General features: G+C 69.3%; 12 protein-coding genes. 4 read left to right on the forward strand and 8 right to left on the reverse strand.

Annotated elements, in window-relative coordinates:
* Positions 1 to 7: 7 nt before the first annotated feature.
* The 5 genes from ABH925_RS17905 to tatA form a co-directional block, all read right to left on the reverse strand.
* A complete protein-coding gene (locus ABH925_RS17905) occupies positions 8 to 502 on the reverse strand; it encodes a hypothetical protein (protein WP_370149046.1) in 495 nt (164 codons plus the stop codon).
* 233 nt (positions 503 to 735) lie between these two features.
* A complete protein-coding gene (locus tag ABH925_RS17910) occupies positions 736 to 1110 on the reverse strand; it encodes a hypothetical protein (protein ID WP_370149048.1) in 375 nt (124 codons plus the stop codon).
* Entirely contained in the window at positions 1107 to 2738 is a 1632-nt protein-coding gene (locus ABH925_RS17915; protein WP_370149050.1) for a DUF4331 domain-containing protein, read from the reverse strand. Before ABH925_RS17915 ends, ABH925_RS17910 begins: the two co-directional genes overlap by 4 nt.
* 50 nt (positions 2739 to 2788) lie before the next feature.
* Positions 2789 to 3091: a hypothetical protein gene (locus ABH925_RS17920; RefSeq protein WP_370149052.1), complete on the reverse strand. Its 303-nt coding sequence runs from the start codon at positions 3089 to 3091 to the stop codon at positions 2789 to 2791.
* Between the two features lie 331 nt (positions 3092 to 3422).
* Positions 3423 to 3695 (reverse strand): Sec-independent protein translocase subunit TatA, encoded by a 273-nt coding sequence (gene tatA, locus ABH925_RS17925; RefSeq protein ID WP_370149055.1) that lies wholly within the window; start codon positions 3693 to 3695, stop codon positions 3423 to 3425.
* A 335-nt stretch (positions 3696 to 4030) separates the two neighbouring features.
* On the opposite strand from tatA, the gene ABH925_RS17930 reads away from it, so the two are divergent.
* The 4 genes from ABH925_RS17930 to ABH925_RS17945 all read left to right on the forward strand — a co-directional run bounded on the left by ABH925_RS17930 (position 4031) and on the right by ABH925_RS17945 (position 10107).
* Entirely contained in the window at positions 4031 to 4858 is an 828-nt protein-coding gene (locus tag ABH925_RS17930; RefSeq protein ID WP_370149057.1) for a hypothetical protein, read from the forward strand.
* Between the two features lie 271 nt (positions 4859 to 5129).
* A complete protein-coding gene (locus ABH925_RS17935; protein WP_370149058.1) occupies positions 5130 to 6779 on the forward strand; it encodes a GAF domain-containing protein in 1650 nt (549 codons plus the stop codon).
* Positions 6780 to 7670: 891 nt separating this feature from the next.
* Positions 7671 to 8303: a hypothetical protein gene (locus tag ABH925_RS17940; RefSeq protein WP_370149060.1), complete on the forward strand. Its 633-nt coding sequence runs from the start codon at positions 7671 to 7673 to the stop codon at positions 8301 to 8303.
* The gene (locus tag ABH925_RS17945) at positions 8293 to 10107 is read left to right on the forward strand and encodes a DUF4012 domain-containing protein (protein ID WP_370149062.1); all 1815 of its coding nucleotides are present in this window, start codon (positions 8293 to 8295) and stop codon (positions 10105 to 10107) included. Before ABH925_RS17940 ends, ABH925_RS17945 begins: the two co-directional genes overlap by 11 nt.
* A 52-nt stretch (positions 10108 to 10159) precedes the next feature.
* Here ABH925_RS17945 and ABH925_RS17950 read toward each other — a convergent pair whose 3' ends face one another.
* Genes ABH925_RS17950 through ABH925_RS17960 form a run of 3 tightly spaced genes read right to left on the reverse strand, consistent with a single transcriptional unit; the run spans position 10160 to position 14085 of the window.
* A complete protein-coding gene (locus ABH925_RS17950) occupies positions 10160 to 11896 on the reverse strand; it encodes an aminotransferase class V-fold PLP-dependent enzyme (protein WP_370149064.1) in 1737 nt (578 codons plus the stop codon).
* Complete coding sequence (locus tag ABH925_RS17955) at positions 11893 to 12555, reverse strand: hypothetical protein (protein WP_370149066.1); 663 nt, start codon at positions 12553 to 12555, stop codon at positions 11893 to 11895. Before ABH925_RS17955 ends, ABH925_RS17950 begins: the two co-directional genes overlap by 4 nt.
* 21 nt (positions 12556 to 12576) lie before the next feature.
* The gene (locus ABH925_RS17960; RefSeq protein WP_370149068.1) at positions 12577 to 14085 is read right to left on the reverse strand and encodes a polysaccharide biosynthesis tyrosine autokinase; all 1509 of its coding nucleotides are present in this window, start codon (positions 14083 to 14085) and stop codon (positions 12577 to 12579) included.
* Between the last annotated feature and the right edge of the window lie 439 nt (positions 14086 to 14524).

Here is a 14524-nt window from a genome sequence, read left to right on the forward strand (position 1 = left end):
CACGGGATCAGTTGATGCCGGCTGCGGCGGCGATCGCCCTGGCGTGGAACACCGGCTCCAAGGGAGAGGGCTTCCACCCGAGCAGCTCCTGGATGAAGCCGCCCTTGTCACCCCGCTGGCCGTGCCACAGCTTGTCCCTGACGGGTAGTCGCAACCAGTTCACCCGCTCGCCGCTTCTCGTCTGTTCCGGCCAGGTGAAGCCGTCGTCCGGACTGAGGAAGTCGGGTTGATCCTGTGCCTGTCCGATCTGGAAGGGCGCGCTCTCCGCGATTCCGTTGCCCTTGACGGACCAGTGGATGGGGGCTGTGCCGTCGCTGGCGTACTTCGGAAACCACAGGTCCCACAGTTCATGGGCGCTGATCGCGCTGGGGGTGTAGTCATCGGTGATCGGGTCGCCGTCGACCTCCCAGGACAACACCAGCGGAGTTCTTCGCTCCTGGTGGGAGCGGCGGTTGCGAAACGTCCATTCGGTGGCGTCGGGGTACGGGCGGTGGGTCTCCATGGTCGCCAGACTGGTACCCGGCCCGACGCGCGTCGAGAACCCTCACCCCGACGGGTGACCTCCGGCGCGTCTCGGCATCCGGTGGCGAGCGGGGAAGGAGCCGCCCGTTGGCGGACCCTTTGTCGGTACTTTCCACCTCGGTGGCCTGGCCGACCGGCAGGTCGAGAGCAGAACCAGAACGGCCCGGGCGCACAGCGCTGTCCGGCTGTGCGCCGCTCCGACGACGGGCGTTGTCAGGCGGTCGGCCAGGTGAGCTGGGTGACCTGTCCGCCGGTGATGGTGACCTGGGCGGCGGGGTGTCCCGCGGGATGCCAGACGTCGTAGGTGCCGCAGGCCAGAGAAGGGAAGATGGCCGCGTGGCGAGTGGGTCCGTGTCCGCGTCGTTCGCGGACCGCCATGTGAGTGCGAAGGCCCGGGGTGTCGGCAGGGCTGAGTTCGAGTTCGGCTCCGTGGAGGCCGGCGGGGGTGTGGATGATCAGCGCGCCGATGTCGCCGCCGATGTCCACCAGGACGCTGCCGGCGCGGCTGGGGCCGTAGATCTCCCCGTTTTTCTGGTGCGCGTGTGTGTGGTGGGCGGGGACGGCCGATGCGGCGTGGTGGGTGTTCACGGCGCATCGGTGGCGTCGTCCGGGGAGGGGTCCGCGCCGACCGGCGCGCCCACTGGGGCGGTGGCGGTCCGTCGCTTGAGCAGGGCCGCGCCACCCGCGAGCGCGCCGGCGGTGAGCAGGGCACCACTGACGAGCATGGCGGTGTCCTGGCTGTGCCGGCTGCCGCCCCGTCCGGTGCCCGGGCCGCCGACGGGTGTGGCGTTGAGGTCGGCAGCGGGGGTGTTGTCGTTGGGGTTGAGGTAGCCGCTGTGCGGGGTGCCGAGGTAGGGGAAGGTCCGAAGGTAGTGGACGGTGTTGCCGGCGCTGACGTCGGTGTTGCTGGAGGTCAGGCCCTGGGTGATGGCGCCGGCGGCCTTGTCGGGGGTGAAGGTCTTGTCGACCAGGGCGTAGGTGGCCCCGGCGATGGCGCGCAGTTCGATGGTGGTGACATCGTCGAAGACGCGGCGGCCGTTGGGGAATCCAGCCGGGTCCATGCCGATCAGCCCGAGGTTGCTGGGGTTGCGCATGGTCGGGGGGATGGCCATGTTCAGGCGCAGCAGATCGGCCTGGACGGTCCCGGTGGTGTTCTGGAATCCGGGGACGATTCCGGCCGGGATGCCGGTCAGCAGGATCGCCAGGAGGTCTGCGCGCGGCTTGCCGGAGGTGTTGAGGGCGGCCAGGTTGGGAAACACCCCGGGGTACAGGACCGGCAGAAGCTGGGCGAGTTCGGGGTGGGCGACGTGCGCGGCGAACTGCTGGTCGTTGACCGGGACCTGGGCGTTGAAGAGGTCCTTCTGCGGGATGGGGATCAGGACCTCGTTGACCAGCGGGTTGCCCAGGCGCGACACCTGGACGAAGGGACCGGTGCTGACGACGGTGCCGTCGGTCTCGAACACCCGGGAGCGCTGGCGGCTTGCGGAGGCGTAGACGCCGATGGTGGCGTGCGGGTCGGTGGGGTCGGTCGGTGTCTGTCCGTTGGCGGTCAGGTCGGACTTGGGGACCCGCAGGGCGATGGACTGGACGTTCGCGGCCTTGGTGCCGTTGACACCGGGGGCGGCTGGCATCTGTGAGCCGATGTGCAGGTTCTGGAAGGGACGCAGGTCCCCCAGGTCGAAGATGGCGCCGATGTCGACGTAGAAGCCCTCGGCGCGCTGGCCGGTGAAGACGGTGCGCCCCCCGGGCAGGGCGTGAATCGCCTGCTCGGCCAGGTCCGCGTAGTCGGGGGTGGACAGCGGGCCGATGTTGCACGGCGGGCACGGCAGGTCCTGGCCCAGCTGCTGGCTGGATCCGCTCTTCACGTCCAGGCGGGTGACCGTGGCGAACTGCCGGCGGTTCCAGTTCTTGCTGGTGATCGACTCGATCGTGCCGACGTTGTAGAGAAAGGTATCGGGGATGGTGTTCACGGTGCGGAACCGGAACTGGTAGCTGATCTCCGGGCGGGCGTCGCCGTTGTTGTCGATGTGGATCTCGTAGAGCACGTCGTCGCCGAACTCGTCGAAGTTCGGCCCCCCGGCCGGGTCCTCGAACGGGCTGAAGTTGGCGATCAGCGTGACGGTGTCGGGCTTGTCGGGGCTGACGAAGGCGTACACGTCGGTGTTGTCGGCCACCGGGTCGTTCGAGATCGCGGGTGCTTCCTTGTGCGAGGACAACGCTTGTCTTCTTTCAGGTAGAAAGGGATGCAAAGGGGACGTGCTGGGGGTCAGGGCGTGGCGCCGGCGGCGATGCGCGACAGCTGGGCGGCGAGCTGCGGGTCGTGGCGGACGACCTCGCGCTCGCCGACCATCACCGCGATCTCGCCGGTGCGGGCGTTCTTGACGTAGGCCATCAGCGGGCCCTCGTGCCGCACGGCGTCGACGTGGTTGGCAGCCGCGTCGTGCGTTGCCCGGGCGCGCGCGGACGCGGCGTTGCCCAGCGTCGCAGGCAGCAGGATCGTGGCGCCCAGCGCCGTGCTGCCCAGGGAGGCGTGGCGAAGGAAGCTACGGCGGGAGGACTGATCTGCCATGGCGGTGATCCTCATCAGTTCGAAGGAGTGCCGCCGCCAGAGCCGGGGCCGCACACAGGGGGTTGCACGTCACGAGCTGTGCAACCCCCTGTGTGCACCGTAGGCAGCCACTGAACCTGGCCGCCCGTCAGAGTGCGCCAACCGGCTGGCCATTCACGCCCACGGCCGCATCTGGCCGTCCTGGGCGTCCCAACTGCGGTGGCCTCTGCCGTTGGTGGGCCATCGCTTGCTGTCGCCCGGTTCCGAGGAGTCCGGCCAAGCTCAGTGAGCTTCCCCATGCACATCGGCTGTACGTCCAAGTGGATCTGGATCCAGTGGCAGCCGCTGTGGTTCACTGCCGCGGTGCGGGGCCGGTGGGGTCGGATACGCCGACCGGCCTGATGGGCTCCACCACCTCGAACAGTGCGGGCTGCACTGAGTCGGGCGGCGGTTCGCTCCCGCTGTTGTCGCGGCCGGGGTCGGTGCGCAGGGCTGTGGTCTCGGCCTTGAGGATGCGCAGGGACTTGCCCAGTGATCGGGCTGCACCGGGCAGACGCTTGGCCCCGAAGAGCAGCACGACGACCAGGGCGATGATCAGGATCTCCAGGGTGCGGTTCTCAAGCATCTGACATCCCTTGGGTGCGACTAACAGGATCAATGACGGAGGCACCCGGACCGCGGCCCTTGTGCGCGCTGCCGGCTGTGCCTCTTCAGGCTCACTCCTGTGCGGCACCGCGGCCAGCCGTCTTCGCCCGTTTGGTTCGGCTCCCCGGATTGCCCGCGCCACCCATCGCCGCCGAGCCACCGATGCCGCTCGCAGGGCACCGGTCCGCCCGCCCGCTGCACAACCGGCCCGCGCTACCCCTTGGACCGCTGTCCGCGCAGACCAGCCGAACACGCCGCAGGCTGGTCGGAGACCGGCTACATCTGACGCACCACCACGTACCAGGAGATTCCGCTTTGTCCACGACCTCGCCCAACCGCAAGCTCCTCGCTTCCGCCGTCGTCCTGTCGGCCGCCGCCGCCATCGCCGTCAGCGTCAACACCAGCTCCTATGCCGTCGACAACGCAGGAGCGAACACCGATCCTGTGGTCTCCACCACCGCCGCCACCCAGCCGTTCGGTACCCAGGGCACTCTGACGACCACCGCTACCGGCCCGGTGGCCATCGCCGCGGCCCAGGTACTCGCCGACTCCACCTTCAGCGTCACCCCCTCGGACGTCGGCGGCCTGCAGTCCTTTGCCGTCTCCAGCTCTCCCAAAGGGGCCACCCTGACCCGCAGTCAAGTGATGGCCCGGGCCCAGAGCTGGGTCAACGAAGGCGTCCCCTACGACCAGCAGGGATACAAGACCGACGCCAACGGCACCTACCGCGAGGACTGCTCGGGGTTCGTGTCGATGGCCTGGAACCTGCCGTACAGCCGAACCACCTGGACGCTGGATGATAGTTCGATTGCAACCCAGATCTCCCAGTCGGACCTCAAACCGGGCGACATCCTGGACTACCCGGACGTCCATGTCATCCTGTTCGCCGGTTGGAAGGACCAGTCGGCCGGCACCTTCTACTACTACGCCGAATCCAACCCCAGCGTTCTGACCAACGAATACATCGGCAACTTCAACAGCGGCAACGGCACCATCGCAGGCTGGCTGATCGGCGACTACGAGTTCCTGCGCTACAACAACATCGTCGACGACCGCACACCCCCGCCTGCGCCGCCTGGCGTGCCTGCTCCGGCCAACCGGGTCGTCGGGACCGTCGAGCGCAGCAACCTGCAGGTTCCCTGATGCGTTCGCCTGGAGGCTGGAGACCTCGCCCACCAGCGACGCATGTGCCGAGGAACGCAGTGACGTCGGTTTGCAGGTCTCCGCCGTCTGTCGCCTTCGCCCGAACGAGCGAGACGGCGGAACAGGAAGCCTCGAACCTCGTTCCTGAGCGCATAGCCTGTCATTGGATCAACGAGTGGTCACTGGACGGAAAAAATTTCTCCTGTGGACCTGATGACGGTTCCAGCCGGCGCGATACCACATTGTGGTTCATAGGCCCTGAGAGAGAATCGTGGATGACACATCGGACTTTCGAGCCACGCTGTCGCAGCAAAAGATCACCAAGGCCCTGGACGAGCTCCAAGACTGGGAACTTGATCTGGACCGGCGCCTTCGGCACGTGGTGGAGACGGCAGTGGAGTGGGTGGACGCCCAGTACGGTGCCCTGGGAGTGATCGGCGATGACCGTTTCCTGTCCCGGTTCATCACCGTGGGTATGGACGAGGAGACGGTGGCGGCAATCGGGCCGCGTCCGCAAGGTCACGGGGTGCTGGGCGAGTTGATTCGCCATCCGGTACTGCTGCGACTGGCGGACCTGTCCGCGCACCCGTCTTCCTACGGCTTTCCGAAGAACCACCCGCCGATGCACAGCTTTTTGGGAGTGCCGATCCGTGTGCACGGCGAGGTGTACGGGAATCTGTATTTGACGGAGAAACGCGGTGGCAGGCAGTTCGACGCCAAAGATGAGTCGGTGCTGTGGACCCTCGCCGTGGCGGCGGGAAGCGCCATTGACGGCGTCCGCTGGTACCGCATGGCCCGAGACCGGGAACGTGCGCTCGCGGCGACCGCGGAGGTGACCAGCGCCCTGCTGGAAGGGCGCGGCCAGGACGAGGTGCTGCGCCTGGTGGTGGACCGGGCTATGGAGATGCTGCAGGCTGTTGCGGGTGTCGTGGCTCTGCCGCACGGCGACCTCAGGAAGCTGTCGGTCGTCGTCGCTCGAGGACGGCGAGCGGATCAGTTCGAGGGGATCATGGTTCCGCTGGAGGGCACGCTCGTCGGGATCGCGTTGCGTTGCGATGCACCCGTCGCCAGCGTCGATGTGTGCAATGACCCGAGGATCAAGGCCAACCCCTTGCTCCTGGAAGGGCTGGGGCCGGCAGTGGCCGTGCAGTTGCCGGGAACGTTCGAGGGTGGCACCCGCGGGGGTCTGTGGCTCGCCCGACCCGCCGGTAGCACGCCCTTCACGGCGGGCGAGTGTGAGGCGCTCTCGGGGTTTGCTCGGCAGGCGGAGCTGGGCTTTCGGCTGGACCAGCACCGCCGGGCCGCGGAGCAGATGGTTTTGCAGGACCGGGACCGCATTGCCCGTGACCTGCACGACCTGGCCATTCAGCGGATGATCGGGACCGCGATGTCGCTGCAGAGCGTGCAAGGTATCGTCGAGAATCCGGAAGCTCGAGAACGCGTGCTGAGCGCGGTGGACGAACTGGACGCGACCGCGAAGATCATCCGAACGACGATCTTCGCACTCCAGAGCCAGCACGTCGGCCTGAGCGCGCATGGCTTGCGGGCGAAGATCGTGGATGTCATCGCAGAGGCGATGCCCACACTCGGTTTCAGCCCTGCTCTGCAGATGGAGGGCATGCTTGACACCGCAGTGTCGGCCGGGCTCGCAGAACACGTGGTCGCAGTGCTGACCGAGGCCTTGAGCAACATCGCGCGCCATGCCCAGGCACACAGCGCAGAAGTCAGCATCAATGTGTCACTCAGCGAGTTGGTCCTCACTGTCGTAGACGACGGAGTCGGCATCCCGGACGGCGGGCGGCGCAGTGGTCTGACCAACCTTGCCGAGCGAGCGGAAAGCAGCGGCGGCGCATTCACCGCCGTCGCCCTTGAGTCCGGTGGATCCCGTCTGAGCTGGCGCGTTCCGCTGCAGCGGAGTTGAATCACTGTCGGCCCGGTGTCAGGTGAGGCGACGTTCCGCGAGCGACCTGCGGTACGCACACGGTGGCTGCGCGGGGAGCCGGGCCTCTTCGAGGGGATCGCTGGGTCGGCCGTCGACCGGACCGGCCGAAGCCGGCGGGACGTCCTGAACACCAGTTACATGATCAAGGACAGGGCCGACTACTGGTCTCCCGTGGTCATGACGGTCGTTTTCAGTGAGCGCTGTCGCCCGGACGCCGACCCGCATTCCGTGCTGCCCGGAGCCCGCGGGCCGGTGCACGGCCGCCGACGTGCGCGCACTGTCGTCCGTGGACGGGGCGCTCCGTGACGGCCCTGCGCACCCTGCAGCCTGCAGCGCCGCACCGTGCGCCCCGCGGACGGTCAGGCCTTCGGTAGAACTCCTCAACTCCTGTGCTGTGCACGGAACCCATAGCCACCGAGCGTGCGTTGCCCCGGCTCGACGTGGCGAACTGCCCTTTGGTCAGCGGGAATCTACGTGCAGACCCCCAATTCCCCCTTTCGTCGGGAACGGTGGTGACGGAAGTCTGCCCGTTGGCCATCGGTCCGGGACAGTGCTCGCCGCTGCCCCGGAAGCGGTTCGCATGCACTGTGGACATCGCCGCAGCGGGGATGCCCGACTGGCCCCGGGCGGTTGCGTGGGGTCCGCGGAACGCGCCACGAGCGACGCGGTTGCATCGAGACCGATCGTCACCCCTCGTATGCTTGTGGAAACAAAGCGTAGTCATTCGATTGCGCAGTAGACGAAGAGGGGATCCGCATGCGCACTTCATGGTGCGTGCAGCGCTGTCGGACCACTCGCTCCGGCAACGCTCTCAGCCATCGTGCGCGTGTTGCCGGCCATGCCAGCTGAAAGCTCGGAAGGACGCCCTCGATGAATGACGGATCTGCTGCGGAAGACGAACGCCCCACCCCGGTTACACCACGGGAGCCAGGGCGTCGCCGCCGCGGCTTTGCGCAGAAGGCGGCGGTCACCCTGGTGGTGCTGGCCGGATCGTTCGTGGCCGTGCCGGCGGCGCGGGCCGCCGACTGCACGCCAGGTAGCTACCCGCCGGCCCAGTGCGCGGCCTCGCTGAGTTCCACAGTGGTGCCCGTGGGCGGCTCCTTGACCGTCTCCGGCCCGGGCTTCGCCTCCGAGTCGTCGGTCTCCATCGACCTCCTGAGTACCGTCGTGCACCTGAAGACCGCGGAGGCGGAGGACAACGGCACGGTGACGGCAGAGGTGGACATCCCCCGCAGAGTCGACCCGGGGACGCACACCATCCGGCTGACCGGCAAGAACCCGGACGGATCGGTTCGGCAGCTGGCAGCGACGATCCAGATCGTCGGAGGCGACGACAATGGCTCCTCTTCGGGGGAGTCGGGGCACGGCGAAGCCGGTCTCCTGGCCAGCACGGGTGCCTCCGGGACCCTCGCAATCGAGGTCGCGAGCGGAGTTCTGGTCGGCGGCGGTGCTCTGACCCTGCTTCTGGTGCGTGGCCGCCGTCGCCGGACAAGTGCAGGCTGATCCCAACACCGGCCGGGCGGACCCGGCCGAGAGGCCGGTCGGGCCGCGCCGTCGCCGCAGGCGGGGGCGTCGGCTCCTCCTCGGCGCCGTGGTGCTCTGCCTGCCGCCGGCGGTGCTGGCCGCGTGGCTGCTGGTCCAGGCCCGAACGGCGGAAGCCCATCTTGCCGCGGCTCAGGTGACGATGGTTCGGCTGCGCACCGAGATCCTCGCCGGAGTCGGGCCCACCCAGCAGGAGCTGACCCGACTCCGGGAGCAGACCGGGGCCGCGCGGCAGGCGACGTCCGGCGAGACGTGGACCGCGATGGCTCAGATCCCCCTGGCGGGCCGTCCGTTCCGGACCGTGCACGGCATCGGCGTAGCCGCCGACGAGCTGGCCACCCGGGTGCTGCCGGAGGTGGTGACGCTGCGCCAGGTGTCGGGCCCGGCGACCCTCGTCCGCCGGGACGGCGGCATCGACCTGGGGTCGCTGGCGGCGGCCGATCCGGTGCTGGCCCGGCTCGGGGCCAGTCTCGCGGAGGTCCGGCAGGGCCTGGACGCGCTGCCCGATGCCACCGGCATCGGTCGGGTCGACGACGCCCGCGCCCGGCTCGCCCGCGAGGTCACCAGCCTCACCGGGTCGGTGGCGGGAGCCCGGACGGCGGACGGGCTGCTGGTGCCGGCGCTGGGCGCATCGGGCCCGCGGTCGTACTTCCTCGCCTTCCAGACCAACGCCGAGGCGCGAGGCACCGGCGGCCTGATCGGCGCCTTCGGTGTCCTGACCGCCGACCACGGCCACATCACCGTGCACGACCTGTCTTCCGACGACGCGTTGATCGCCACCGCCCCCGCGCCTGTGGCCGACCTCGGCCCGGCCTTCGAGAACCGCTACGGCGCCGCCGAGAGCAGCAGGCTGCTCGCCAACTCCAACCTGTCCGCGCACTTCCCCTACGCCGCGCAGATCTGGACCGGCCTGTGGCGCCGGCGCACCGGTCAGCGGCTGGACGGGGCGATCGCCATCGACCCGGTGGGTCTGGCCCAGCTCCTGCAGGCGACCGGCCCGGTACGGCTGGCGGACGGCGAGCAACTCACCGCGGCCAACACGGTCGCACTCACCGAGAGCACCGTGTACGCCCGCTATACCGACACGGCCACCCGCAAGCTGTTCCTGGTCCAGGTCGCGCAGGCGGTCAGCGCGGCGCTCCTGCACGGCCATCCTGATCCGGTCGCCCTGCTGCGGGTTCTGGACCACCTCACGGCGGACGGTCGGCTGCGGATGTGGAGCGCGGACCCCGGCACCCAGGCCGCGCTGGAGGGCACCGCACTGGCGGGTGCCGTGCCTGAACGGCCAGGGCCGTACGCGGCTCTGGTGGTGAACAATTCCGCCGGCAACAAGCTGGACTATTACCTCGACCGCGAGCTGCGCTATGAGCTGGGCCCGTGCACGCGCGGCTACCGGACAAGCACCGTCCGGATCAGGCTTACCAGCCACGCGCCGACAGCGGGTCTGCCGGGCTACATCACGCTGCGCTCCGACGACCCCACTCATCCGCATCCGCCCGGCTCCACCCTGGACTGGGTCTCGCTGTACGCGAGCGTGGGAGCACAGCTGTGGAACGCCGAACTGGACGGCCGACCGCTGCTGATGTCGCCGAGCGTGGAGCGCGGCCATCTCCTGCTTTCCGCACAGGTCGAACTGATTCCAGGTCAGTCCCGGGAGATGGACCTTCATCTGCGCGAGCCGGCTTCCGCCGCGCCCCCGGTCGTTCCGGTCCAGCCGCTGGTGCGGCCGCAGACCACGCAGGTCGTGGCCGCCCCGTGCTCGTAGACGTGGATCGGTGGGTGCGGGTTGAGGGCTGAGCCGGGGTGGATCGAGGGTTTCACTCGCCCAGCGCGCGCCGCACACTCTCCACCACTCGGTCCAGGTCTGCGGTGGTCAGTCCCGGGTGGACGGGGAGGGACAGTACCTGACTACTGGTCAGCTCTGCGCGCGGCATCGCGGCGCGCACGACCCGGGGGTGGTCCCGGTAGCAGTCGTAGTCGAACACCAGCCTGGGATAGAACACCCGAGCCTCGATGTCGTCGCGCTCCAGCGCCGTGATCAGCGCTTCACGTCCGACCCGCGCGTCGCCGGTGAGCCGGACCGTGTACTGGTGCCAGACATGCACACGGTCCGCGGGCTGCCGCGGAGTGATCAGGCCTGGGACGTCCGACAGGCCGGCGGTGAGCCGGGCCGCATGTGCGGCCCGGCGCCGGTTGATCTCGGGCAGTCGGCCCAGTTGCACGGTGGCGATCGCCGCCTGCAGCTCCGTGAGCCGGTAGTTCGATCCCGGCATCACATGCTCGTACCGGCCGCGCATGCCGTGATTGCGGATCAGCCGCAGCCGGTCGGCGACATCGTCGTCCGCCGCGGTGACGACCCCGCCCTCGCCGCAGGTGATGTTCTTGCTGCCGTACAGGGAGAACGCCGCTGTCGAGGCGGCACCGACGGACTGCCCGTCCACCAGCGCGCCGTGCGCCTGCGCGGCGTCAGCGATCACCGTGAGCCGGTGCCGTTCGGCCAGCCGCGTGATCGCCGTCATGTCCGCGGGCAGGCCGTACAGATGGACCGGCATGACGGCCCGGGTCCGCGGTGTGACCGCGGCGGCGACAGCGGCCGGATCCAGCAGGAAGTCTTCCCCGATGTCGGCGAAACGCACCGTGGCGCCCACCTCCAGCAGCGCGCTCAGCGTCCCGGCAAAGGTCAGCGGACTGGTGATCACTTCGTCACCAGCGCCGATGTCGTGCGCACGCAGCGCCGCGACAAGCGCCATCGTCCCGTTGCTGACCGCGACCGCGTGATTGGCCCCGTGCGCGGCGGCGAAGGCCCGCTCGAATTCCTCCACCCGGGGACCGCAGGTCAGCTGTCCCGACCGGAGGACCTGGAGCACAGCCGCCTCCTCCTCGGCGCCCAGCTGGGGCATGCCCATGCGGATGCGGTGCCGCTTGCGGGCCGGCGGGATCGTGGTATCTGCGGCGCACCTGTCGCAGTCGAGGCGCGCGGGCGGCGTCGCGTCGCGGGAGATCACCGCCCCGCAGCCGCAGACCCAGCCCTGCGGCCGGGCGGGGTTCCCGGCGACCAGCTGATGCGGCAGCACCGGCCGGGTGACCACTGCCCCGGCGCCGACCATGGCCCGCTCACCGATCTCGATGCCGCACACGATCGTGGCGTTGGCCCCGATGGAGGCCCCCTGGTGAACCTTGGTACTGAGCATCTGCCAGGGCCCGGTCGCGCGCGGACGCAGATCGTTGGTGAACACCGTGGCGGGGCCGACGAACACCTCGTTCGCCAGCTGGACGCCCTGGTACAGCGAGACGTTGTTCTGGATCTTCACCAGGTCGCCGACGACGACCCCCTCGTCGACGAAGACGTTTTTGCCGAGCACGCACTGCCGGCCGACGACCGCGCCCGCGCGGACCTGGGCGTAGTGCCAGATCCGGGTGCCGGCTCCGACGGCGGCGCCCGGCTCGACCTCTGCGGTCGAGTGGACGAACGGAGGCGTGAGCAGCGGCTCCGGGGGGGCGGTGGCCGCGTCCCGGTCGGTTGTGGGGTGGTCGGCTGTCGGTACGGTTGTCATGATCGTGGATCCGTTGTTCGCATCGGATGGGGGACCGGCAGGGGTGTCAACTCGGCGAGGATGAGGACGATCTGGGTCACCGCGCGGTCGATCTGCCGGGCGCAGGCGGTCACGGTGGCCTCGCTGCCGTCCGGGTCGGCGATCTCGTCCATGGCCGGTTCATGCCAGGGCACCCGGCCCCGGTACCGGGCCGCTGTCGCGACCAGCCTCCGCGCGGCGTCTGCCTGATTGTCCGGCGTGTCGGTCGGCGGACGGCCGACGGTGGGTGCGGCGGAGCGGTCGACCGGCACCTGGGGGTGCTGCGCCAACCGGGCGAACTCGCCGATCAGGAAGGTGCGTCGGGACGCGGCGGGGCACAGCGCGACCACGGCGTCCCGTTGTGCCAGGTCGGCCGTGAGCACCAGGTCGTCTTCGGCCACCATGGCGGCGGTCAGCCGACGACTGCTGAAGCCGGCCGGGTCGGCGCCGATCTCCCTCAGCTGACGGGCCGCCAGCGGATGCATCGGCATGCCGCCCCGGGCATCCGTCCCTGCGCTGGTCACGACAAGCCATGGCTGCGTGGCAGCGGTCGGCGGCGCCCGGAGCACCGCGATGCGCTCGGCCAGCGGTGACCGGCACAGGTTCGCGGTGCAGACAAACCGGAGCTGGAAGGCGTTCATCAGACCGTGTCCGCCGTCGGCTCAGACTGCCGGCGGTGCCGCGTCCGACGCCAGTGCGCGGCCCCCGGCACGATCCAGGTCCTCCGGGATCGGTGTCGCGGCCTCCGCCTGGGCTCGGGAGGGTTGGGCGTGGACGCTTGACCGGGCGCTTTCCCGCTGGCCCTTGTCGGCCTGGTAGTAGCCGTAACCGTAGCCGTACCGGCCGCCTCCGGCGTCGCGGGAGCGCACCATGTTCAGCACACCGGCCAGGACCGGAGTGCCGGCGGAGGTCAGCGATTCGCAGACCCGGCGCAACTGTGCGGCTCTGGTCCGGCCGTGGCGGGCCACGAGGATCGCGCCGTCGCAGTACTGGCCGGCCGCGGCCGCGTCCGCGAGCGCCAGGGCGGGCGGCATGTCCAGCAGCACGACCTCGTAGCGTGCCCGCAGCTTCTCGATCAGCTGCTCCATCTTCTGCGACCCCAGCAGATCGCCCGGGTTGGGTGGCAGCACTCCGGTGGTCAGCACGTCGAGGTTGTCGTCGCCCCAGGTCTGGACGACATCCTCCAGCCGTGCCCGGTCGAGCAGCACGTCCGTCAGGCCGGCTCCGTTGGGCAGGCCGAGATATCTGCCGACCTGGGGTCGCCGCATGTCGCACTCGACGACGATGGTGCGGGTGCCGACGGTGGCGAGCGCGACTCCGAGGTTGCAGACGGTGGTGCTCTTGCCGTCCTTCGGCAGTGCGCTGGTGAACATGATGACCTTGCGCGGCTTGTCCACCTCGACGAAGCCGAAGCTGACCCGGAGCTTGCGGAACGCCTCCATGCGCGGGCCGGTCAGTTGGCCGTCGCTGAGCAGCGGGCTGTTGCGGGCGGCCGGGTCATACGGGATGACGCCGAGCACGGGCTTGCCACCGAGGACAGCGCTGACCTGGTCCGCGGTCTTCAGTGATGTGTCGAGCGAACGCGCGGCGGCGGCAAGTGCCAGGCCGGCCAGCAGGCCCAGGGCGAGCCCGGCGGACACATTGCGGATTGGGTTCGGTGAGACCGGCACGGCCGAATAGCTGGGCGGCGCGACCACCTGGACGACCGCGGTCGAGGTCATGCCGGTGGCTGTGTGCTCGAGCTGGTTGATCTGATTCGGGAAGATCGCGGCGATCGCACGCGCGATCTCCTGCGCCCGCTTCGGTGACTCGCTGGTCACGGTGGCGCGCAGCAGTACGGTCTGCGGTACTGCCTGCGCGGAGATCCGCGACTGCAATTCGGCTGCCGTAATGGGCAATCCCGTCGCTTGCACGACCGCCGACGCGAGCACGGGGCCGGTCAGCAGGTTGGCGTACGACTGAACCTTCTGCTGGGACAGCAGATTGGCCTGGTAGGCCTGGACGACGTTGGACGAGTCGGTCTGCGCGGACACGAAGAAGGAAAGACTCGAGGAGTACATCCGGGTGGTTCGCTCGGTCACGCCGGCGCTTACCGCTCCGGCGAGCAGGGTGACGATGATGATGAGCTTCCAGCGATCTTTGATCAATCCGAGGAAACTCCGGAGCGTCATATCTTTTCTCGCCCTCCCAGCGTGCTTTCCCGGCACATGGTCACGGACTGTGTACGTGACGAATAGTAGGCGCACGACTACGTCATGACGTCATGTCGCCTCGCCGCCGCGCGTCACAACCGATGTGCGCAACGCGAGCACGGTGTCCGAAGTGATGCGCGCGGAACCGGCGCGCTGGGGATGATCGCTGAGCGGTCCACGATCGCGGCCATGCGCGCAGGCCGCGACGGCCTGCGGCGGCTGCGGTCGGGAGCAGATCGCGGAGGTGCGGCCGAGATGCGGGCCATAGTCATGGTTCTGAGTTGCAACCCCCGCGCCGTGATGTCGTTGCGGCGGCCGCGACGCCCCGATTGCCTGGGGTGGTCGTTTTTGATGAGCCCTGTCGCCCGGATGCCGAGTCGCATTTCGTGCTCCCCAGGGCCAGCGTGATGGTGGACGG

Origin of the sequence: Streptacidiphilus sp. EB129, assembly GCF_041262645.1 — a bacterium.
Lineage (GTDB): Bacteria > Actinomycetota > Actinomycetes > Streptomycetales > Streptomycetaceae > Streptacidiphilus.